20 protein-coding genes are annotated in these 22,209 nt (G+C 70.0%); 10 read left to right on the top strand and 10 right to left on the bottom strand.

Annotated elements, in window-relative coordinates:
• Positions 1-20 precede the first annotated feature (20 nt).
• Positions 21-1,283 (top strand): GNAT family N-acetyltransferase, encoded by a 1,263-nt coding sequence (locus OG866_RS19085; RefSeq protein ID WP_329336261.1) that lies wholly within the window; start codon positions 21-23, stop codon positions 1,281-1,283.
• Positions 1,284-1,321: 38 nt separating this feature from the next.
• Here OG866_RS19085 and OG866_RS19090 read toward each other — a convergent pair whose 3' ends face one another.
• Complete coding sequence (locus OG866_RS19090) at positions 1,322-2,515, bottom strand: RtcB family protein (protein WP_329336262.1); 1,194 nt, start codon at positions 2,513-2,515, stop codon at positions 1,322-1,324.
• A gap of 204 nt (positions 2,516-2,719) precedes the next feature.
• Here OG866_RS19090 and OG866_RS19095 point away from each other — a divergent pair, with 204 nt between their 5' ends.
• From OG866_RS19095 to OG866_RS19105, 3 genes are all read left to right on the top strand, one after another.
• A complete protein-coding gene (locus OG866_RS19095; RefSeq protein WP_329336264.1) occupies positions 2,720-3,541 on the top strand; it encodes a DUF3558 domain-containing protein in 822 nt (273 codons plus the stop codon).
• 108 nt (positions 3,542-3,649) lie between these two features.
• Complete coding sequence (locus OG866_RS19100) at positions 3,650-4,555, top strand: DUF3558 domain-containing protein (protein WP_329336266.1); 906 nt, start codon at positions 3,650-3,652, stop codon at positions 4,553-4,555.
• A gap of 115 nt (positions 4,556-4,670) precedes the next feature.
• The gene (locus tag OG866_RS19105; protein ID WP_329336268.1) at positions 4,671-5,951 is read left to right on the top strand and encodes a DUF2637 domain-containing protein; all 1,281 of its coding nucleotides are present in this window, start codon (positions 4,671-4,673) and stop codon (positions 5,949-5,951) included.
• Positions 5,952-6,027: 76 nt separating this feature from the next.
• Here the strand turns inward: OG866_RS19105 and lysS are convergent, their stop codons facing one another.
• Positions 6,028-7,761, bottom strand: coding sequence for a lysine--tRNA ligase (gene lysS / locus OG866_RS19110; RefSeq protein WP_329336270.1), 1,734 nt, complete (start codon positions 7,759-7,761; stop codon positions 6,028-6,030).
• Between the two features lie 246 nt (positions 7,762-8,007).
• On the opposite strand from lysS, the gene argS reads away from it, so the two are divergent.
• Complete coding sequence (argS, locus tag OG866_RS19115; RefSeq protein WP_329336271.1) at positions 8,008-9,765, top strand: arginine--tRNA ligase; 1,758 nt, start codon at positions 8,008-8,010, stop codon at positions 9,763-9,765.
• Positions 9,766-9,800: 35 nt separating this feature from the next.
• On the opposite strand, the gene OG866_RS19120 is transcribed toward argS, so the two are convergent.
• Positions 9,801-10,220, bottom strand: a complete 420-nt coding sequence (locus OG866_RS19120; RefSeq protein WP_329336273.1) for an ATP-binding protein — start codon at positions 10,218-10,220, stop codon at positions 9,801-9,803.
• Positions 10,221-10,333: 113 nt separating this feature from the next.
• Between OG866_RS19120 and OG866_RS19125 the strand changes: the two genes are divergently transcribed.
• Genes OG866_RS19125 through OG866_RS19135 form a run of 3 tightly spaced genes read left to right on the top strand, consistent with a single transcriptional unit; the run spans position 10,334 to position 12,083 of the window.
• Positions 10,334-11,161 carry a helix-turn-helix domain-containing protein gene (locus OG866_RS19125; RefSeq protein ID WP_329336275.1) on the top strand — a complete coding sequence of 276 codons (828 nt, stop codon included), beginning with the start codon at positions 10,334-10,336 and terminating at the stop codon, positions 11,159-11,161.
• On the top strand, positions 11,158-11,337 hold the full coding sequence (locus OG866_RS19130; protein ID WP_329336277.1) for a DUF397 domain-containing protein: 180 nt from the start codon (positions 11,158-11,160) through the stop codon (positions 11,335-11,337). The genes OG866_RS19125 and OG866_RS19130 overlap by 4 nt, the downstream gene beginning before the upstream one ends.
• Positions 11,337-12,083, top strand: coding sequence for a DUF4253 domain-containing protein (locus OG866_RS19135; protein WP_329336279.1), 747 nt, complete (start codon positions 11,337-11,339; stop codon positions 12,081-12,083). Before OG866_RS19130 ends, OG866_RS19135 begins: the two co-directional genes overlap by 1 nt.
• Here OG866_RS19135 and OG866_RS19140 read toward each other — a convergent pair.
• Positions 12,049-13,302: an aminotransferase-like domain-containing protein gene (locus OG866_RS19140; protein ID WP_329336281.1), complete on the bottom strand. Its 1,254-nt coding sequence runs from the start codon at positions 13,300-13,302 to the stop codon at positions 12,049-12,051. The genes OG866_RS19135 and OG866_RS19140 overlap by 35 nt on opposite strands.
• Before the next feature lie 212 nt (positions 13,303-13,514).
• Here OG866_RS19140 and OG866_RS19145 point away from each other — a divergent pair, with 212 nt between their 5' ends.
• The gene (locus tag OG866_RS19145) at positions 13,515-13,709 is read left to right on the top strand and encodes a hypothetical protein (RefSeq protein WP_329336283.1); all 195 of its coding nucleotides are present in this window, start codon (positions 13,515-13,517) and stop codon (positions 13,707-13,709) included.
• Here the strand turns inward: OG866_RS19145 and OG866_RS19150 are convergent.
• The gene (locus OG866_RS19150) at positions 13,655-14,962 is read right to left on the bottom strand and encodes a helix-turn-helix domain-containing protein (protein ID WP_329336284.1); all 1,308 of its coding nucleotides are present in this window, start codon (positions 14,960-14,962) and stop codon (positions 13,655-13,657) included. The genes OG866_RS19145 and OG866_RS19150 overlap by 55 nt on opposite strands.
• A gap of 175 nt (positions 14,963-15,137) precedes the next feature.
• Between OG866_RS19150 and OG866_RS19155 the strand changes: the two genes are divergently transcribed.
• Positions 15,138-15,839, top strand: a complete 702-nt coding sequence (locus OG866_RS19155; RefSeq protein WP_329336286.1) for a DUF4232 domain-containing protein — start codon at positions 15,138-15,140, stop codon at positions 15,837-15,839.
• Here the strand turns inward: OG866_RS19155 and hemB are convergent.
• The 5 genes from hemB to OG866_RS19180 form a co-directional block, all read right to left on the bottom strand.
• On the bottom strand, positions 15,833-16,837 hold the full coding sequence (hemB, locus tag OG866_RS19160) for a porphobilinogen synthase (RefSeq protein WP_329336287.1): 1,005 nt from the start codon (positions 16,835-16,837) through the stop codon (positions 15,833-15,835). The two genes, OG866_RS19155 and hemB, sit on opposite strands and share 7 nt — an antisense overlap.
• A gap of 141 nt (positions 16,838-16,978) precedes the next feature.
• Positions 16,979-18,688, bottom strand: a complete 1,710-nt coding sequence (locus OG866_RS19165) for a bifunctional uroporphyrinogen-III C-methyltransferase/uroporphyrinogen-III synthase (RefSeq protein ID WP_329336288.1) — start codon at positions 18,686-18,688, stop codon at positions 16,979-16,981.
• Entirely contained in the window at positions 18,685-19,644 is a 960-nt protein-coding gene (hemC, locus tag OG866_RS19170) for a hydroxymethylbilane synthase (RefSeq protein ID WP_329336290.1), read from the bottom strand. The genes OG866_RS19165 and hemC overlap by 4 nt, the downstream gene beginning before the upstream one ends.
• Positions 19,641-21,374: a glutamyl-tRNA reductase gene (locus tag OG866_RS19175; RefSeq protein WP_329336292.1), complete on the bottom strand. Its 1,734-nt coding sequence runs from the start codon at positions 21,372-21,374 to the stop codon at positions 19,641-19,643. The genes hemC and OG866_RS19175 overlap by 4 nt, the downstream gene beginning before the upstream one ends.
• Positions 21,371-22,138: a redox-sensing transcriptional repressor Rex gene (locus OG866_RS19180; protein ID WP_329336294.1), complete on the bottom strand. Its 768-nt coding sequence runs from the start codon at positions 22,136-22,138 to the stop codon at positions 21,371-21,373. Before OG866_RS19180 ends, OG866_RS19175 begins: the two co-directional genes overlap by 4 nt.
• Positions 22,139-22,209: the final 71 nt, after the last annotated feature.

Below are 22,209 nucleotides of genomic sequence, written 5' to 3' on the forward strand. Positions count from 1 at the left end.
GCACCATAGGGTCACCGCCTGTGGACAGACACGTACCCTTCGAGGCCCTGCACAACTTCCGCGACCTGGGCGGATACCGGACGGCGGACGGCCGCCGCATCCGCCCGGGCGTGCTGTACCGCTCCGACTCCCTCGGCAAGTTGACGCCCGGCACCCCCGACTGGTCCCGCTTCCTGTCCCTCGGCATCCGCACGGTCATCGACCTGCGCTACCCGTGGGAGATCGACCACCAGGGCCGCGCCCCAGCCGACGACTCCTACGACTACATCAACCTCAGCATCGAGCACCGCCCGTACAACCAGGCGGCGTTGCCCCCGGAGGTGGACCCCGGCCCGTACCTGGCCGAGCGCTATCTTCAGGTGGCCGAGGACGGCAAGAAGGAGATCCGCGAGGCACTGGAGAGAATCGCGGACGCGTCGAGTGCGGCCCCCCTCGTCTTCCACTGCGCCTCCGGCAAGGACCGCACCGGCGAACTGGCGGCGCTGGTCCTGACGTTGCTGGGCATCGACGAACGCACGATCATCGAGGACTTCACCCTCACCGAACTGGCGGCCCCGGCCCTCCTGGCCGACTGGCAGGCCCGCAACAACGGCCAGTCCCCGACCTGGCTGGGCTTCGGCAGGGCCCCGGCATCGGTGATGCGCGGCTTCCTGAACCTCCTGAAGGAGCGATACGGCTCGGTGGAGGGATACGTGACACAGGCCCTGGGCGTGGACGCGCAGTCCCTCTCGGCGAAGCTGGCGGCGAACCTCCTGGAGCCGGCCCCCACCACGCACCCCCCGCTGACCTACCGAAGGGCCGCACCGCAGGACGCCGAACTCCTCGTCCGCCTCCGCGACTCGGTGGCCCTGTGGATGCTGGCCCGGGACATCGACCAGTGGAAACCCTCCGAGAAGGACGCGACCCACTTCCGCACCCGCATGACCGAGGGCGAGGTCTGGCTGGCCTACGCCGACGGCCACTTGGCCGGAGCGTACGAACTCTGGTGGACCGACGAAGCGGCCTGGGGCCCGCGCCCCGCGGACGCGGGCTACATCCACCGCCTGATGACGACCCCCCACCTGGCCCCACCGAACACGGGCAGGGCCCTCTTGACCCACGCGGAGTCCCGCATCACAGCGACCGGCCTCCCGCACGCCCGCCTCGACTGCCTGTCCACCAACCCCCGCCTCCGCACGTACTACGAGTCGGCGGGCTACACCGTCGTTGGCGAACAGCCCGCAAAGGACGGCGGCTTGGGCAGCCCGTACGCGGTGACCCTGCTGGAGAAGCGGCTGCCGTAAGGCAGGAAGGCCCCGGCCGGAGCCGGGGCCTTCTCGCGTCAGCCCTTGACGCAGACGACCTGCTTCAGCTTCGCGACGACCTCCACGAGGTCCCGCTGCTGGTCGATGACCTGCTCGATCGGCTTGTAGGCGCCCGGGATCTCGTCCACGACGCCGGAGTCCTTACGGCACTCCACGCCCCGCGTCTGCTCCTCCAGGTCCTTCGTGGAGAAGCGCCGCTTCGCGGCGTTCCGGCTCATGCGCCGACCCGCGCCGTGCGAGGCCGAGTTGAAGGCCTTCTCGTTGCCGAGACCCTTCACGATGTACGAACCCGTCCCCATCGAGCCCGGGATGATCCCGTACTCGCCGGAACCGGCCCGGATCGCGCCCTTGCGGGTGACGAGCAAGTCCATGCCCTCGTAGCGCTCGCGGCTCACATAGTTGTGATGGCAACTGATCTCGGGCTCGAAGGTCGGCCTGGCCTTCTTGAACTCCTTGCGGATCACGTCCTTGAGGAGCGCCATCATGATCGTGCGGTTGTACTTCGCGTACTCCTGAGCCCAGTAGAGGTCGTTCTGGTACGCCGCCATCTGCGGGGTGTCCGCCACGAAGACGGCGAGGTCACGGTCGACCAGGCCCTGGTTGTGCGGGAGCTTCTGGGCGATGCCGATGTGGTGCTCGGCCAGTTCCTTACCGATGTTGCGGGAACCGGAATGCAGCATGAGCCACACCGAACCGGACACATCTATGCATACTTCGCAGAAGTGATTTCCGGAGCCGAGTGTGCCCATCTGCTTCGCGGCCCGCTCCTCCCGGAACTTCACCGCGTCAGCGACCCCGTCGAACCGCCCCCAGAAGTCGTCCCACCCCCCGGTGGCCAGCCCATGGAACCGCCCCGGCTCCACGGGACTGTCATGCATCCCCCGCCCCACCGGAATGGCCTGCTCGATCTTCGATCGCAGCCGCGACAGATCCCCCGGCAGATCATTCGCCGTGAGGGACGTCTTCACCGCCGACATCCCGCACCCGATGTCCACCCCGACCGCGGCCGGGCACACGGCCCCCTGCATCGCGATGACGGACCCGACCGTCGCACCCTTCCCGTAGTGGACGTCCGGCATGACCGCCAGGCCCTTGATCCACGGCAGGGTCGCGACGTTCCGCAGCTGCTGGAGCGCACCCTCCTCCACCGACGCCGGGTCGGTCCACATACGGATGGGAACCTTCGCGCCCGGCATTTCCACGTACGACATATCGTCCTCATTCCCCCGGAAACCAATGCAAAGTCTCAAATCGCAAAACCGGCGCCAAGGTCAATGAAAGGGACAACGGACCGGCGTCCACGGCTGTGCGTGCGATACACATGGTGCGCAGGGGGCACCCCGGCCCGGCAAGCGAATAACCAGCGGCTACCAGCAGCTATCGGTAGCTACCAGCAGCATCGAGAGGAGCCGACCGTGCAGCGGAAGGCGTACGTACCCGGCGTCGCGGCCCTCCTCGTGGCGCTGCTCGCCGCCGGCTGCACCAGCGGTTCGGACACCGGCGGCACGGACGACAACTCCAACCCGGGCGACGTCGGCACCGCCTCCGCCGTGGCCGAGCCCGGCCGGTACCGCACGCTCCCGGAGCCCTGTCGCGCGGTCGGCCAGGACACCCTCGACGCCCTCCTCCCCGGCATCCAGCAGCTCACGGACGAGGACCAGCAGACGAAGGCGTACGAGGGCACCCCGACGACCACCTTCGACACGGACCGCAAGGTCGGCTGCCAGTGGAAGGTGGAGTCGGCCGACGCCACCGACCATCTCCTCGTCGACCTGGAGCGTGTCGTGTCGTACGACAACTCCGTCAGCGACGACAGCCAGGCGCAGGCGCTGTTCGCGGAGCAGCAGACGGCGGCGCACCTCCCGGAGCCGTCCGAGTCGGCGGTGTCGGACGTGAGTTCCTCGGCGACGCCGAGCGACGACGCCTCGGCCTCCCCCTCCCCTTCCTCCTCTTCCTCCTCTTCTTCCGCCCCCTCCGACGGGTCCACGTCGGCCGATCTCCAGCCCCGTGCCCTCGATGACCTGGGCGAGGAGGCATTCCTGAACGACGTGGTGAGCAGTTCGGGTTCGACGGCCCAGCAGCGCACGGTGACTGTGGTGTTCCGCACGTCCAACGTCATCGTGACGGTCGAGTACGAGGAGCAGCCGACGACGGTCGGGACCGCCCCGGACAGCAAGGAAATGCAGGACAGGGCGAGGAATCTGGCCTCCGAGCTGGCGGACGCGCTGGCGGGCTGAAGCCCCTTGGTGACGTTCCGCAATGCCGGTGAACAGAACCGCACAGCTTTCTCACCGCGTACCGTGGCCCCTCGGACCCGATCCGACCGCAGGAGCACGAGCAGCGTCATGAGTGAAGGAACCATGCAGCGAGCAGCAGCACAGAGCGACCAGCGTGACCCGCGAACGAAGCGCGCCCACCGGGTGCTTCTCGGCGCAGCCGCCGTCCCCCTGATGCTGGTGGCCACGGCCTGTTCCTCGGACTCCGGCTCATCGGCGGACGACAACGCCGCCGGCAGCGGCAGCAGCGGCTCCGAGACCTCCGCGTCGGTCAGCGCGTCGCCGACCGTGCAGGCGGCGGCGTACAAGTCGCTTCCGGACGCGTGCGACACCCTGGCGAAGGGCACGCTCGGTGACCTCGTCCCGAAGGCGCCCAAGTCCGGCAAGCAGGGCAAGTCCGACGACATCGCCACGCGGGGCAGCTGCTCCTGGTCGAGCCTCGACAACAACGGCGTCAAGGGCTCCCAGTTCCGCTGGCTGAACGTCTCCCTCCTCCGCTTCGACTCCGATGCCACGCGCGGCGAGGGCGACAAGCTGGCGCAGGAGTACTTCGACAAGCAGGTCCAGGACGCCCAGGCGGTGGACGGCGCGAAGAACGCGAAGACGGAGCCGGTGACGGGCACGGGCGATCAGGCCACGCTGGTCCGTTACGACCTGAAGAAGAAGGAAGGCGCCTTCAAGCAGCAGACGCTGGTCACGCGCGTCGAGAACGTCGTCGTCACCCTCGACTACAACGGCGCGGGCCTGGCCGGTGAGAAGACGCCGAGCGCCGACTCCCTCGCGAAGCTGGTGAAGTCGGCCGCGAAGGAGGCGGTGGCGTCGGTGACGAAGGCGAACACGGGCGGCGGTGGCGCCGGTACGACCAGCCCCTCCCCGTCCGCGTCGAAGTCGGCGTCGAAGTCGGCCTCGAAGTCGCCGTCCAAGTCCGCCTCTCCCTCCGCATCTCCGTCCAAGTCGGCCGCGAAGAAGAGCTGACAAACCGGTGAGGCGGGGCTGACGAGCCCTACCGGCCACCCGTGCGCCGCACACATGTGCCACTCTGTTGCGCGCAACAACACGCAAGGGGAGGGGAGTACGGGTGGCCGCGCCTATGCAGCTGACTCGGATGCACCGCGTTCTCATCGGCGTGGTCGTGTTCGGCGCAGTGATCATCGCCGGCATCGGCTTCGCGGGTTCGTACGCCGCAGTCCGCGAACTCGCCATCAAAAAGGGCTTCGGGAACTTCAGTTACGTCTTCCCGATCGGCATCGACGCGGGCATCTGTGTCCTGCTGGCCCTGGATCTGCTGCTGACCTGGATCCGCATCCCCTTCCCGCTGCTCCGCCAGACGGCGTGGCTGCTCACGATCGCCACGATCGCCTTCAACGGCGCGGCGGCCTGGCCGGACCCGCTGGGCGTCGGCATGCACGCGGTGATCCCGGTCCTCTTCGTGGTGGCCGTCGAGGCCGCCCGCCACGCGATCGGCCGCATCGCCGACATCACGGCGGACAAGCACATGGAGGGCGTCCGCCTCACCCGCTGGCTGCTCTCGCCGATCCCCACCTTCCTCCTGTGGCGCCGTATGAAGCTGTGGGAGCTGCGCTCCTACGAGCAGGTCATCAAGCTGGAACAGGACCGCCTGGTCTACCAGGCCCGCCTCCACTCCCGCTTCGGCCGCGCCTGGCGCCGCAAGGCCCCGGTGGAGTCCCTGATGCCGCTGCGCCTGGCCCGCTACGGCGTCCCCCTGGCGAAAACGGCGCCGGCGGGTCTGGCGGCAGCGGGCATCGAGCCGGTGCTCCTGCCTCCGGCGCCACAGCCTGAACCGGTCGCCGACCTGACCGCGGGCAGTCGTGCCGCTGGAGCGGCGCCCGGCCCACAGATGGCGGCACCCCCCGGCGGGCAACGCCTGGAGCTGGACGGCAACCCCCACCCGGAGCAGCCGGTCCCCGAGCCCACCCCCGAAGAGAGCCCCTGGTTCAACGTCCCCCAGCAGATCGAGTACCAGGGCGGCTACGACCCCAGCTACGACCCGCAGCAGCAGTACGAGCAGTGGTACGAGGAACAGCTCCAGGCCGAGCAGTACCAGCAACAGCAGCAGCCGGTCTACGACGAGCCCTCCCCGGAGGAGACCGGCAGCTTCCCCATCCCGGTGACCCCCCAGCGCACCCGCGAACTCGGCGAGGGCGGCGGCAGCCCGGAGCCGGACGAGGAGTCGTACTACCAGGTCTTCAAGAAGTCGATAGGCGGCACCGGCTACCCGACCCCGCGTGAGTTCAGCGAGAACGTCGAGGCCGAGTTCAGCCTCACCCTCCCGCCGGACGAGGCCAAGCGCATGGTCAACCGCTTCACGAACCGCTACAACGCGGAACTGGAAGAGGACCACATCGCGTAACGGCGCCCTGCGCCGGGAAGCTCATGACCGAGAAGGGGCCCCGTGCGCGCACGCACGGGGCCCCTTCCACTGCCTCTTACTCGCCGAGCAGGCTCCGCACCCGCTCCTGGCCCACCGCCAGCAGCAGCGTGGGCAGCCGCGGACCGGTGTCACGGCCGACCAGCAGGTGGTAGAGCAGCGCGAAGAACGTCCGCTGGGCCGTCTTGATCTCGGCCGGCAGCTCCTTGGGCGTGGCGTCGGCGGGGAACCCGGCCTGCACCTTCGGCACCCCGTACACGAGGTGGGTCAGCCCGTCGAGCGACCAGTTCTCCGCAAGGCCCGCCAGGAGCAGCCGCAGGGATTCCCGGGACGCCTCGTCGAGGGACTTCAGCAGCTCGGCGTCGGGCTCGTCGCGCACGATGGTCCGCTGGTCGGCGGGGACGTGCGTGTTGATCCAGGCCTCGGCCTTGTCGTAGCGGGGACGGACCTCGTCCAGGGACGCCGGCGGGTCGGACGGATCCAGCTCGCTCAGGATCCGCAGCGCCTGGTCCTCGTGCCCGGCGGTGATGTCGGCGACGGACGCGAGCGTCCGGTACGGCAGCGGACGCGCCGTACGCGGCAGCTCCCCGCCCGCCGTCCGCACCGCACGGGAGTGCGCGGCGACGTCGGCGGGGAGAGCGGCCCCCTCCGCCACCTTGGCGTCGAGCTTGTCCCACTCGTCGTAGAGCCGCTGGATCTCCTGGTCGAAGGCGATCTTGAAGGACTGGTTGGGACGGCGGCGGGCGTACAGCCAGCGCAGGATCTGCGGCTCCATGATCTGGAGCGCGTCACCGGGCGTCGGGACCCCGCCCCGCGAGGACGACATCTTGGCCATGCCGCTGATGCCGACGAAGGCGTACATGGGCCCGATGGGCTGCTTGCCGCCGAAGATCCCGACGATCTGCCCGCCGACCTGGAAGGAGGACCCGGGAGACGAGTGGTCGACACCGCTCGGCTCGAAGACGACCCCCTCGTACGCCCACCGCATCGGCCAGTCGACCTTCCAGACCAGCTTGCCGCGGTTGAACTCGTTGAGCCGCACGGTCTCGGCGAAGCCGCACTCGTTGCAGGTGTACGACAGCTCGGTGGTGGCGTCGTCGTACGAGGTGACCGTCGTCAGGTCCTTCTCGCAGTTGCCGCAGAACGGCTTGTACGGGAAGTACCCGCCGGAGCCGGCGGACCCGTCGTCCTCACCGGCCGCACCCGACCCCTCGGCGGCCTCCAGCTCGGCCTCGTCGAGAGGCTTCTGCTGCTGCTTCTTGGCGGGGGCCTTCTTCGTCCGGTACTGGGCGAGGATCGCGTCGATGTCGGCGCGGTGCTTCATGGCGTGCAGGATCTGCTCGCGATACGTCCCCGCGGTGTACTGCGCGGTCTGGCTGATGCCGTCGAACTCGACGCCCAGCTCGGCGAGCGCGTCGACCATGGCGGCCTTGAAGTGCTCGGCCCAGTTCGGGTACGACGAGCCCTTCGGCGCCGGCACGGAGGTCAGCGGCTTGCCGATGTGCTGGGCCCACGAGTCGTCGACCCCGGCGATGCCCTGGGGCACCTTGCGGTAGCGGTCGTAGTCGTCCCAGGAGATCAGGTGCCGTACCTGGTGACCACGGCGGCGGATCTCGTCGGCGACCAGATGCGGGGTCATGACCTCGCGCAGGTTCCCCAGGTGGATCGGCCCCGAGGGTGACAGCCCGGATGCGACGACGACCGGTTTGCCCGGGGCCCGACGCTCCGACTCCTCGATGACCTCATCCGCGAAACGGGAGACCCAGTCGGTGGTCTCGGTGCTCTGAGCCACGGGGCACGTCCTTCTTTCTCCAGGGCAGCCGCACGGTCAACGGCTGGCGCCACCATTGTCCCAGCTACCACGGCGAGCGCGAAAACGCCTTTTCCTGGACGCGCCCCCAGGGCGGCGCAGCCGCCCCTTGGGGGCGCGGGGAACTGCGCGACCGGCCCCAACCGGGCCGCGCGCAAAAATCCGCTACACCCCCCATGGGATACTGACGGGGTCTATCAATCCCACGAGGAGAACGGCTCCCACCCCATGGCCCCGGTCCAGTCCCTCAGCGCCTCCGTCCAGCAGCAGCTCGCGTCCGCCCTCTCGGCCACCCTGCCGGAGGCCGGCGACGTCGACCCGCTGCTCCGACGTAGCGACCGGGCGGACTACCAGGCGAACGGCATCCTCGCCCTCGCCAAGAAGGCCAAGGCCAACCCCCGGGAGCTGGCCACCCAGGTCGTCGCGCACATCACCACCGGTGACCTGATCAAGGACGTCGAGGTCTCCGGCCCCGGCTTCCTGAACATCACGATCTCCGACAAGGCGATCACGGAGACCCTCGCGGCCCGTGCCGCCGACGGCGACCGTCTCGGCGTCCCCGTCAAGGACCAGCCCGGCATCACGGTCATCGACTACGCCCAGCCGAACGTGGCCAAGGAGATGCACGTCGGCCATCTGCGCTCCGCGGTGATCGGCGACGCCCTGCGCGGCATGCTCGACTTCACCGGCGAGCAGACGATCGGCCGGCACCACATCGGCGACTGGGGCACCCAGTTCGGCATGCTCATCCAGTACCTGATCGAGAACCCGGCAGAACTGTCCGCGGAGACCGACACGGACGGCGAGCAGGCCATGTCGAACCTGAACCGGGTCTACAAGGCGTCGCGCGCGGTCTTCGACTCCGACGAAGCCTTCAAGGAGCGCGCCCGCAAGCGGGTCGTCGCCCTCCAGTCCGGCGACAAGGAAACGCTCGACCTGTGGCAGCGGTTCGTGGACGAGTCGAAGGTCTACTTCTACTCCGTCTTCGAGAAGCTCGACATGGAGATCCGGGACGACGAGATCGTCGGTGAGTCGGCGTACAACGACGGCATGCCGGAGACCGCCCGCATGCTGGAGGAGATGGGCGTCGCGGTGCGCTCCGAGGGTGCGCTCGTCGTGTTCTTCGAGGAGATCCGCGGCAAGGACGACAAGCCGGTCCCGCTGATCGTGCAGAAGGCGGACGGCGGCTTCGGCTACGCGGCCTCCGACCTGACGGCGATCCGCAACCGTGTCGTCGACCTGCACGCGACCGCGCTGCTCTACGTCGTGGACGTGCGTCAGTCCCTGCACTTCAAGATGGTCTTCGAGGCGGCGCGTCGCGCGGGCTGGCTGACCGACGAGGTCACCGCGCACAACATGGCCTACGGCACGGTGCTGGGCGCGGACGGCAAGCCGTTCAAGACGCGTGAGGGCGAGACGGTCAAGCTGGAGGACCTGCTCGACGAGGCGGTGCAGCGGGCGGCCGAGGTCGTACGGGAGAAGGCGCTGGATCTCAGCGAGGCCGAGATCCAGGAGCGGGCGGCGCAGGTCGGCATCGGCGCCGTGAAGTACGCGGACCTGTCGACGTCGGCGAACCGGGACTACAAGTTCGACCTGGACCAGATGGTGTCGCTCAACGGCGACACGTCGGTGTACATCCAGTACGCGTACGCCCGTATCCAGTCGATCCTGCGCAAGGCGGAGGCCGTGGCACCCGCCGCGCACCCGGAGCTCGAACTGCACGCGGCGGAGCGGGCGTTGGGTCTTCACCTGGACGCGTTCGGGGACACGGTCTTCGAGGCGGCGGCGGAGTACGCCCCGCACAAGCTGTCCGCGTACCTCTACCAGCTGGCATCGCTGTACACGTCGTTCTACGACAAGTGCCCGGTGCTGAAGGCGGACACGGAGGAGCAGAAGGAGAACCGCCTCTTCCTCTGCGACCTCACCGCCCGCACCCTCCACCAGGGCATGGCGCTCCTGGGCATCAGGACGCCTGAGCGCCTCTAGCGGCCCCTGGAAGCCCCACAACTGCGGGTAGCCGACTAGCCAGACGGGCTCCCGGCAGGGTGGACGAACTCGCACCACACCACCTTGCCGGGGTCCCGCTGCCCCACCCCCCACTTGTCGGCGAGCGCGGCCACGAGAAACAGCCCGCGCCCGCCCTCGTCGGCGTACTCCGGAACGCATGGCTCCCCGCCTCCGCTGTCGTGCACCTCCACCCGCAGTACGTCGCCGTCGTACCGCACCCGCAGCAGGAACCCGCGTCCGGGCGGGGCGCCGTGGAGGAGGGCGTTGGTGGCCAGCTCGCTGACACAGAGCGACAGATCATCGGCCCGTTCCCACGCGCCCAACCCCCAGTAGACGAGCGACCACCGCGCGAACAGCCTGGCGGCGGCCACGGAGCGGCGGTCGCGCCGATAGAACTGGTCGCGCTGGACGGGGAGTTGGCTTGACTCAATCACGGGACGAATGTCGCGCAGAGTCACTAACGTGGATCAGCGAGTGAACCCGTACAGATTTTTTGTACGGGCTCCGACCCGGTGACGTACGTGGGCCCTGGGGGATGGAGACCACCATGAGCGCGAAGAAGCCGCCGCGGCCGAAGAACCTGACCTCGATGAAGATGCTGGGCAAGCAACTCGGCGCGGCTCGCCGCGCGATGGGCTTCACCCAGGCTGCCCTGGCCCAGCTGGTCCAGGTCGACGAGGAGACGATCGCGTCGATCGAGCAGGGCAGGAGGGCGCTGAAACCGGACCTGGCGGCCCTGCTGGACGAGGTCCTCCAGACCAAGGGAATGCTGGCGGCGGGGGTGGCGAACCTGCCGGAGATCGACCAGTTCCCGATGTGGGCGGAGCTGTACATGGAGCATGAGCGGGAGGCGATCGCGTTGTCCTGGTACGACAACGCCATCGTTCCCGGCCTGCTGCAAACCGAGGCCTACGCCCGCGCTCTGCTGGCCAGCCGCATCCCGGCCTACGACTCGGATGAGCTGGAGACCAAGGTCGCAGCGCGCATCAGCCGTCGAGAGATCCTGCACCGCAAAGTTCCACCGACCCTCAGCTTCGTCGTCTGGGAGCCCGCGCTCCTCATGCCCACCGGAGGACCCGAAGTCCACCTTGAGCAGCTCAGCTTCCTGCGCGAATGCTCCGAACTCCCCTGCGCCTCGCTCCAGGTCCTGCCGCTCAACCGCCCCTATCACGCGGGGGACGCCGGGCCGTTCATCCTCGTCGAAACACCTGACCACCAGCACCTCGCGTACACCGAGTCGCAGCGCGGTAGCCAGTGGGTCTCCGACCCAAATGAGGTGTCCATCCTGGCGCGCAAATATGCGATGCTGCGGACGCAGGCCCTCACCATCGAGGACTCAAGACGCCTGCTGGATCGTCTGCTAGGAGAGCCATGAGCACCGCACTTCAGTGGTTCAAGTCGAGCTACAGCAGCAGCGAAGGCGGCGCTTGCCTCGAAGTCGCCACCACCCCCCGCACCATCCACATCCGCGACTCCAAGAACCCGGCAGAAACGGGCCCCACCCTCCAAGTGACCCCTTCCGCCTGGGCCGCCTTCCTCGCAACCGCCTGATGGCAAGCCTGCCCAACCCTCTGCCCACGCTGGACTCCCTCGAACTCGGGCTGCCGCCGGGCAAGTTGCTCGGCACCACACTGTGGCTCGCGGACGCCCCCGCGCAGCCCGGTGACTGGACGACGTACCAGCAAGGGCCGCCCGCGGTCGGTCTTCTCCCCGTCCTCATCGACGTCGGCGCGGGCCACGGCGGGCCGGAGGTATGGGAGTTGGCGCCCGGGGAGATGTCGTATCCCGGCGATCACGACCCCGAGGAGATCCTGTCGGACTTCTGGGAGGAGTGCTGCGCGGGCGAGGCCGGTGACTGGCCCGGCCTCGCGGCCCCGCTCGCCGCGCAGGGCACCCCCGATGCCGTGGCCGCCGACGTCGTCGACTCGCTGCTGGCCGGCGGGGGCCCGCTCAAGGACCCCCGTCCCGCCCTGGTCCCGGCACGCCGCAGCGCGGACATCCCGACCACGATCGGCTGGCTGGGGCCGACGAACTACGCCGACGACACGGCCCTCCTCAGCGCGGTCCTGCGCTCGTGGGAGGACCGCTTCGGCATCCGCGTCGTAGCGCTCGGCTTCGACCAGCTGCTGGTGTCCGTCGCCGCCCCGCCCACGACCCTCGACGACGCACTCGCCGTGGCCGCCGAGCACTTCGCCTTCTGCCCGGACAACATCTGGCAGAGCGCCGACACCACGCTCCAGGCCTACGCGGAACGCCAGTTGCTCAACCAGCCCGCGTGGCACTTCTGGTGGGACTGACCCCCCTCAGCCCTTCCCCCAACCGCCGCAGCCCCTCCCCGATCCGCTCCGGCGTCTCGGTCACAAAGCACAGCCGCAGGGTCGCCCGGTCCGGCTCTCCGGCATAGAAGGGCGCGCCGGGGACGTAGGCCACGTCGTGCCGTACGACCTCGCTGAGCAGCGCCGTCGTGTCGTACGACGAGGGCAGCCGAACCCACAGGAACATGCCGCCTTCGGGCCGCTGCCAGCTCGCCCCTTGCGGCAGCACCTCAGCGAGCCCGGCCAGCATGGCATCGCGCCGCTCGCCGTAGACGCCCGCGACCCGGACCACGTGGGCGTCGAGGTCGTTGTCGGCCAAATACCGTGCGGCGGCAAGCTGGTTGACGGTCGGGGTGTGCAGGTCGGCGGCCTGCTTGGCGACCACACAGGCCCGCCGAAGCGCCGCCGGCGCCCGCAGCCATCCCAGCCGCAGCCCCGGGGCCATGACCTTGGAGAAGGAACCGAGCAGCACGGTCCGGTCCGCGGCCTCCGCGTGCGCGGCGATCCACGGCACCCGCTCCCCCTCGAAGCGCAGCTCGCCGTACGGGTCGTCCTCGACGACCCACAGCCCGTGCCACGCGGCGACGGACGCGACCGCGGCCCGCCGCTCCGCGGAGACGGTACGGCCGGTGGGGTTCTGGAAGGTGGGCACGGTGTAGAGCAGCTTCGGCCGTTCCCGTACGACGAGTTCGGCGAGCGCCTGCGGGTCCGGCCCGTCGGCATCCCCGGGCACCCCGAGGACCCGGGCGCCCGCGAAGCCGAACACCTGAAGTGCCGCCAGATAGCAGGGCTCTTCGACCAGGACCGTGTCGCCGGGCTCCACCAGGGCGGTCGCGAGCAGGGACAGGGCCTGCTGGGAGCCGGTGGTGACCAGCACGTCGTCGGCGTCGGTGGGCAGCCCGCGCACCGACATCCGCGCGGCGAGCGCGGCCCGCAGCGTCGGCTCGCCCTCGGTCGTGGAGTACTGCAACGCCTGCGCGGGCGCCTCCTCCAGTACGGCCCGGAAGGCGGCCGCCACGCCCTCGGCGTCGAACAGCTCGGGGGCCGGGAGCCCGCCCGCGAAGTTGATGACCTCGGGCCGCGCGGTGACGGCGAGGATGTCCCGTACCGGAGAACCACCGATCGACCGGGCCCGCGCGGCGAGCGGAGGCGCGGGGGCGAAGACGTCTGCGGATGCTGCGGGAGCGCTCGTAAGGGTCATGCGGAGCACCCTAGACACTTACCTGCCCTCTACAAGCAGATTTCCAGGATCCGGTCCCCGTCCCACGCCACCCGCCCGGGACGGAACGAAACCGCAGCTCAGAGCCCGTCCCACCACTCCGACGTCCCGAATTTCCCGCCACCCCTGGCCTCGCCCACGCACGACCCCACAAGCTGGGCCCGCCGAACTCCCCCACCAGAGAGGGCCGTGTCATGTCGAGGTCCGCACCCACCGCCCGCCCCGCCCGGCTGCTCGCCGCGCTGACGGTCGTGGTCGCCGTGTTCACCCTCACGGCGTGCGAGGACGGCGAGGGCATACGCGACGAGGGCCCGTCGTCCTCGACGTCCCGGACTCACGACGACCCGTCGCCGGCCTCCCAGGCATCCCCGCCGAGCGGGAACTCGTAGGCGGGCCGCCCGTTGTTGCCGGAGGTCCGGAAGGGCTTGCCCCCGTCGTCGATCCGCAGCGTGCCGCTGCGCGAACCGCTGGACCAGTCGAGCTCCAGATACCAGCTGACGTCGTACGCGGAGGCGTCGGCCCGGATGTAGTAGACCTCGGGGTCCGACTCGCTCACCTTGAACGGGAAGTCCCGGTGCCCCGCCTCGGGCACGACCGCGGGCCGTGTCGCGTCGAGGGCCACGGTGAAGGACCGGGTCGGCACATTGCCGCCGCAGCCCACGCCCGGGTATCCCATCGCGTAGTCGTTCCAGGCGACCGGCGACCGCTTGCCGGCCATGTGCACGGTCAGATCCTTGACGACCACCGTCTCCGCACCGGTGCCCTGCACGGTGAGCGTCACATACTGCTCCCCCGACGACACCGCCCCCGTGGCCGCCACCCACGCCGCCGCGTCCTGCTCGATCGGCGGCGGAGGCACCTCGCCGGGCGGCTTGTCGATGAGATAGCGCTGGGAGCAGGGGCTCTCCCAGGAGTACGGGGCGGCCGCGACGGTCAGCGGAACGGCGGTGGAGGAACCGGCCCCGGAGGAGACCGAGGGCGTGACGGTCGCCTGCGCGCCGGTGCCCTTCTCCTTGCCCTTGTCCTTGTCCTTCGCGGTGGCCGTGGGTGAGGCGGACGGCGAGCTCTTCGAGGGCGACGGCGACGCGGACCCGCCCTTGCCCGCCCCGTCATCACCGGCGACGGACACGGACCCGGCGGGCCGCTCACCCCGGTCGTCGTCCCCACCCGAGGGCAGCCCCAGGGCAAGCCCGACGGCACCGAGGACAGCGGCGACGGCGATCGCGGCGACGAGGGCGGTACGCCGCCGACGACGAGGCTGCACCTCAGGCACCTCAGGCACCTCAGACACCACCGGCACCACCGGCACCACCGACGCCTCAGGCACCACCGCCGCAACCGCCGCAACCGGCGCCGCTGCCTCGGCCGTTGGCGTGGCCGCCCCCTTCTTCCCCCTCCCCGCGTCCGCCAGCACCCACCGCCGATGCAGTTCGACGAGCTCATCCGGCGACGCCTTGCACAGCCGCGCGAGCCGCTCGACCGGCGCGTAGTCGGTCGGTACGGCATCGCCGTTGCAGTAGCGGTGCAGCGTCGACGTACTCATGTGAAGGCGCTTGGCGAGCACTCCGTAGCTGAGTCCGGAGCGGTCCTTCAACTCACGCAAAAACTCGGCGAAAGCGTCCGCGGCAGGGCCGTCGGTCACTGTTCTCCACCCCCGTATCGTCCCGTTCCCACGTTCCAGGAACGGACTGTTCTCCCAGGTCAGAACCCTTTTCGGCGTTCCAGCATCCCGAATGGTCCGTCAGCTGTGGCGGCCGGGACGCGATCCCCCACAAGCTTTGATCATCCCAACCAGCGCTTCCGAAAGGGAACTTGCCATGCGCATCGTCCGCCACCACCTGCTCGCCGCCGCCGGAGTCACCCTCGCCACCCTCGCACTGACCGCGTGCAATGACGGAACGGGCACGACGGACGAGGGGGCGTCAAAGCCGACGGCATCGGCGACTTCGACCGCGACGCCGACGACCGCGACGCCGACGACGCAGAAGCCGGCCGCCGACAAGCCGGCCGCCACTCCGGCGGGCAGCTCCACGAAGTCCCCGTCACAGAAGCCTTCCACAGCCCCCACCGAGGACGACAACGACCCCGCGGCCTACGCCTTCTGCAACGGCTCCAACACCACGACCACCGCCCAGCCGGTCTCCCGCCCCCTGAACCACATGCTCCTGACAGTGCAGAACACGGGCTCCAAGCCCTGCAACCTCACCTACTACCCGGTGCTGCGCTTCGACGAGATGCAGTGGGCACCGCGGCCGGTCGAGGCCTCGCACCCCCAGGCGGTCGTCACCCTGAACCCGGGTGAGTCCGGCTACGCCGGTGTGCTCCTGTCGGCCGCCGACGGCAGTGGCGACGGCGGCACGACGGGCAAGAAGCTGGCGGTCATGTTCCAGGCGGGCACCCCGAACAGCGACGGCGGCGCGTCGGCGACCCCGGCGCTGCCGGCGAAGGGCGTGTACTACGACAGCACCCTGACGCCGACGTACTGGCAGACGACGGCGGACGACGCCCTGTCCTACTGACGACCGTCGTTGAGCATGCGGGCAGCCTCAACGGCCCAGTAGGTGAGGATGTTCTGCGCTCCAGCGCGCTTGATACCCGTGAGGGTCTCGAGAATGGCCCGCTCCCGGTCGATCCACCCCTTCTCGGCGGCGGCCTCGATCATCGAGTACTCGCCGGAGATCTGGTAGGCGGCGACGGGAACGTCCACGGAGTCCGCGACCTTGGCCAGGATGTCGAGGTAGGGCCCGGCCGGCTTGACCATCACCATGTCGGCCCCCTCCTCCAGGTCGAGGGCCAACTCCCGCAGCGACTCCCGCGCGTTGGCGGGGTCCTGCTGGTAGGTCTTGCGGTCCCCCTTCAGCGAGGACCCGACGGCCTCACGGAACGGCCCGTAGAACGCGGACGCGTACTTGGCGGTGTAGGCGAGGATGGCGACATCCTCCCGCCCGATCTGGTCGAGGGCGTCACGGATGACACCGATCTGCCCGTCCATCATCCCGCTGGGCCCGACCACATGGGCCCCGGCATCGGCCTGCACCTGAGCCATCTCGGCGTACCGCTCAAGGGTGGCGTCATTGTCGACGCGCCCTTGATCATCGAGCACCCCGCAATGCCCGTGATCGATGGTCTCGTCGAGACACACGTCGGACATCACCAGCAGCTCGTCGCCGACCTCGGCCCGCACATCGCGCAGCGCGACCTGCAAAATCCCGTCAGGATCGGTCCCCGGAGTCCCCAGAGCGTCCTTCTTGCTCTCCTCCGGCACCCCGAAGAGCATGATCCCGGAGATCCCGGCGGCGACAGCCTCAGCCGCAGCCTTCTTCAAACTGTCCCGGGTGTGCTGCACAACGCCGGGCATGGCAGCAATCGGCACCGGCTCACTGACGCCCTCCCGCACAAACGCGGGAAGGATGAAGTCAGCAGGATGCAGCCGAGTCTCAGCGACCATCCGCCGCATCACGGGCAAGGTCCGCAACCGCCGAGGCCGACTACCAGGAAACGATCCGTACTTCGACATACCCCTAAGCTACGCCCGCCCCACACCCCCCGTTACCGACGCCCAGTCGGCGCCGCACGGCCGGACAGCGAGCCCCCACACACCAGAACGGGCCGCCGCAGGCATCAAAGCCCACGACGGCCCGCACAAGCACAGAGCACGTCAGGTAGTAGTCCGCCTCCGCCGAGCCCCCGGCCGCCGCTCGCTCGGCCGAGTCACCGGGTCCCCGGCCTCAACCGCCGCCGCACGCCGCTTCAGCCCGAAGTCGGCCAGCGCCTCGGCAAGCTTGTGCACGGACGGCTCGGGAGCCATCACATCCACCCGCAGCCCATGCTCCTCGGCGGTCTTGGCCGTGGCAGGCCCAATACACGCAATGATCGTCACGTTGTGCGGCTTACCGGCGATACCCACCAGGTTCCGCACCGTCGAGGACGACGTGAAGAGAACGGCGTCGAAGCCACCCCCCTTGATCGCCTCCCGCGTCTCGGCCGGCGGCGGCGAGGCCCGCACGGTCCGGTAGGCGGTGACGTCGTCGACCTCCCACCCGAGCTCGATCAGCCCGGCCACCAGCGTCTCGGTGGCGATGTCGGCGCGCGGCAGGAAGACCCGGTCAATGGGATCGAACACAGGGTCATACGGCGGCCAGTCCTCAAGGAGCCCCGCAGCCGACTGCTCCCCGCTGGGCACCAGATCCGGCTTCACACCGAACGCGATCAGCGCCTTGGCGGTCTGCTCACCCACCGCGGCCACCTTGATGCCCGCAAAAGCCCGAGCATCAAGCCCGTACTCCTCGAACTTCTCCCGCACGGCCCTGACGGCGTTGACCGACGTGAAGGCGATCCACTCGTACCGCCCCGTCACCAGCCCCTTCACCGCCCGCTCCATCTGCTGGGGCGTGCGCGGCGGCTCGACGGCGATGGTCGGCACCTCGTGCGGCACGGCACCGTACGACCGCAGCTGGTCGGAGAGCGAGGCCGCCTGCTCCTTCGTACGCGGCACGAGCACCCGCCACCCGAACAGGGGCTTGTTCTCGAACCACGACAACTGGTCGCGCTGGGCGGCGGCGGAACGCTCACCGACCACGGCTATCACCGGCCGCCCGCCCTCCGGCGAGGGCAGCACCTTGGCCTGCTTGAGCGTCAGGGCGATGGTGCCCAGGGTGGCGGTCCACGTCCGCTGACGCGTGGTCGTACCGGCGACCGTGACCGTCATCGGGGTGTCGGGCTTACGGCCCGCGGCCACCAGCTCACCGGCCGCGGCGCCGACGGAGTCGAGGGTGGTCGACACGACGACCGTGCCGTCCGAGGCCCCCACCTCCGTCCAGCACCGGTCGGAGGCGGTCCGGGCGTCCACGAACCGCACGTCCGCGCCCTGGGCGTCCCGCAGGGGGACACCGGCGTAGGCGGGCACACCGACCGCGGCCGCGACCCCGGGAACCACCTCGAAAGGCACCCCGGCGCGGGCGCACGCCAGCATCTCCTCGGCGGCGTACGCGTCGAGCCCGGGGTCCCCGGACACCGCACGCACGACCCGCCTGCCGCCCCGCGCGGCCTCCATGACAAGATGTGCGGCATCCCTCACGGCAGGGACACCCGCGGTTGCTGATGAACCGTCAACAACCGTCAGCTGAGGCGCGCCTGTGCCCGGAAGCGGGTCCGCGGAGGACCCCGGTTCCGTGTTCACGACGGCGACGCCTGAACGGGCGTGGACGCGTACGACGTCGAGCACCTCGTGCTCGGCGACGAGGACGTCCGCGCTCGCCAGCGCCTCCACGGCGCGCAGAGTCAGTAGTCCCGGATCCCCGGGTCCGGCACCCAGGAAGGTGACGTGCCCGTGTTCAGGACCGGCGGCAGGAAGGGCGGTGGGGCTCACTGTGCTCGCTCCCCCATCAGACCGGCCGCGCCCTGGGCAAGCATCTCGGCCGCGAGTTCACGGCCGAGCGCCATTGCTTGGTCGTATGTCTCGGGCACGGGACCGGTGGTGGACATCTGCACCGTACGAGAGCCGTCGGTGGTACCGACCACCCCTCGCAGGCGCATTTCCTTGACAACGTGCCCGTCGGCCAGCAGGTCGGCCAGCGCGCCCACAGGGGCGGAGCAGCCGGCCTCCAGGGCGGCGAGCAGCGACCGCTCGGCAGTCACGGCGGCCCGCGTGAACGGGTCGTCGAGCTCTCCGAGCGCGGCGATCAGCTCCGCGTTGTCCGCGGTGCATTCGATCGCGAGTGCTCCCTGGCCGGGAGCGGGCAAAACCGTGTCGACCGACAGGAAGTCGGTCACTTCCTCGCTGCGCCCGATGCGGTTCAGCCCGGCCGCGGCCAGCACCACCGCGTCCAGCTCACCGTCGTGCACGTACCGGATCCGGGTGTCGACGTTCCCCCGGATCGGCACGGTCTCGATGTCCAGCCCATGGGCGCGTGCGTACGCGTTCAGCTGGGCCATCCGCCGCGGCGAGCCGGTACCGATCCGGGCCCCGCGGGGCAGGTCGGTGAACTTCAGCGCGTCCCGGGCGACGATGACGTCCCGCGGGTCCTCGCGCTGCGGGATCGCGGCGAGCGACAGCTCGTCGGGCTGCCCGGTCGGCAGGTCCTTGAGCGAGTGGACGGCGAAGTCCACCTCACCCTTGAGCAGCGCCTCCCGCAGAGCGGTCACGAACACACCCGTGCCGCCGATCTGCGCGAGCTGCTCCCGCGACACATCTCCGTACGTCGTGATCTCGACGAGCTCGACGGGCCGCCCGGTCACCTGGCTCACGGCGTCCGCCACCTGCCCGGACTGGGCCATGGCGAGCTTGCTCCGCCTGGTCCCGAGCCGTAGCGCCTTGGTACTCATGCCGACCCTCGGTCTTTCTCATTGGTGTTGCTGTCCTCGGCCCGGGAGACGGCGGCCACCGTCTCCGGGTCGAGGTCGAACAGGGTCCGCAGCGCGTCCGCGTACCCGGCACCGCCGGGCTCGGCCGCGAGCTGCTTGACCCGTACGGTCGGTGCGTGGAGCAGCTTGTCCACCACGCGCTTCACGGTCTGCGTGATCTCGCCGCGGTGCTTCTCGTCGAGCCCCGGGAGGCGCCCCTCCAGCCGGGCCATCTCCCCGGCCACCACATCGGCGGCCATGGTGCGCAGCGCGACGACGGTGGGCGTGATGTGCGCGGCCCGCAGTGCGGCCCCGAACGCGGCCACCTCGTCGGCGACGATCCGCCGCACCTGGTCGACATCGGCGGCCATGGGAGCGTCGGCGGAAGCCTCGGCCAGCGACTCGATGTCCACGAGCCGCACCCCGGCGATCCGGTGCACGGCGGCGTCGATGTCGCGGGGCATGGCGAGGTCGAGCAGGAAGAGAACGGGTGCGGGCCGCTGCGCTTCGGCGACGGGCTCGGGCTTACGACGCTCAGGGATCCGCCCGACGGAAGCGGCGGCGGCGGCGAGCGCGGCGATGGCCTCGGCCTCGTCGACAACAGAGGCGGCGTTCTGCGGCCGGGGAGCGTTGTCGACCCAGGCGGCGTGCTGCTCAAGCTCGGAGGCGGCCATCCCGGCAACGGCGGCTTCGCCGAGCACGGAGAAGCCGGGGGTGTTCAGGTCGAGGGGGCAACTGTCGTCGTCCACAGAGCCTGCGGGCAGTCGTGCCGCCTGGGCGGCACGGGTGGGCGCAGACGGCACCCCGCCGGCGCCGGGCCGCGCCACGTCCCCGCGCCCAACCCCCACATCCGGCACCCGCCCACGAACGGCCCCCGAAACGGCGTCACCAGTGAGCACCAGCCCGGTCGCGCCCGTACAAGAGACCACGACATCGGCACGTGTCAGCTCGCCCGGCACCGCATCCATCGGTACCGAGCGGGCCACCACGTCCCCACCAGCGGAGTCGGAAGAGGCGCCCTCATTGAGAATCTCGACCAGCCGCGAGGCCCGCTCGGCGGTCCGGTTGGCGATGACCACCTCACCGACCCCGGCCCGCACCAGCGTCGCCGCGGCCAGCGAGGACATCGACCCGGCCCCGATAACCAGCGCCTGCTTGCCCCGGGCCCAGTCCGCGACCTCTCCGCCGGAGGCGAGCTGCTCCAGCCCGAACGTCACCAGCGACTGTCCGGCCCGGTCGATCCCGGTCTCGGAGTGCGCCCGCTTGCCGACCCGAAGCGCCTGCTGGAAAAGATCGTTGAGCAGCCGCCCGGCGGTGTGCAGATCCTGCGCCTTGGCCAGCGAGTCCTTGATCTGCCCGAGGATCTGCCCTTCCCCGACGACCATGGAGTCGAGCCCGCAGGCGACGGAGAACAGGTGGTGAACCGCCCGGTCCTCGTAGTGCACATACAGATAGGGAGTGAGTTCCTCCAGCCCCACCCCGCTGTGCTGGGCGAGCAGCGTGGACAACTCGGCGACACCGGCGTGGAACTTGTCGACGTCGGCGTACAGCTCGATGCGGTTGCAGGTGGCGAGCACCGCGGCCTCGGCGGCCGGCTCCGCGGCGACCGTGTCCTGGAGCAGCTTGATCTGGGCGTCGGCGTTCAGCGCCGCCCGCTCCAGCACGCTGACCGGAGCGCTGCGATGGCTCAGCCCTACGACGAGGAGACTCATGCCGGCATCACGGCGGGTACGTCCCCGTCGGGCCCTTTGTCGGCGGACTCGGTGCGCGCGGCGGCGGCCGGAGCTCCCCCGTCGTTCCCGGCGGCGGCCTCCTCACCGGCCTTGCGCTGCTCGTGGAAGGCGAGGATCTGAAGCTCGATCGACAGGTCCACCTTGCGTACGTCGACGCCGTCCGGAACGGACAGCACGGTCGGCGCGAAGTTCAGGATGGAGGTGACACCGGCGGCCACGAGCCGGTCGCAGACCGGCTGGGCGGCACCGGCGGGGGTCGCGATGACCCCGATGGAGACGCCGTTGTCCTCGATGATCTTCTCCAGATCATCGGAGTGCTGCACGGGGATCCCGGCGACGGGCTTGCCTGCCATGGCCGGGTCGGCGTCGATGAGCGCGGCGACCCGGAAGCCACGGGAGGCGAACCCGCCGTAATTGGCGAGGGCGGCGCCGAGGTTGCCGATACCGACGATCACGACCGGCCAGTCCTGGGTCAGCCCCAGTTCACGGGAGATCTGGTAGACGAGATACTCGACGTCGTACCCGACACCACGCGTTCCGTAAGAACCGAGGTAGGAGAAATCCTTGCGCAGCTTCGCGGAGTTGACCCCCGCCGCGGCCGCGAGCTCCTCGGAGGAGACCGTGGGGACCGAGCGCTCCGACAGTGCGGTCAGCGCGCGGAGGTACAGCGGAAGCCTGGCGACGGTGGCCTCGGGAATCCCTCGGCTACGGGTCGCCGGTCGGTGAGTTCGGCCAGTTGCCACGGTGCTCCTGCGGGTAGAGCGGGGCTGAAGGCGGTCACACGTACCCAGACCGCCCCGTCGAAAGCAGGCTA

The organism is Streptomyces sp. NBC_00663, from assembly GCF_036226885.1.
In the GTDB taxonomy this organism is placed as follows: Bacteria; Actinomycetota; Actinomycetes; order Streptomycetales; family Streptomycetaceae; genus Streptomyces.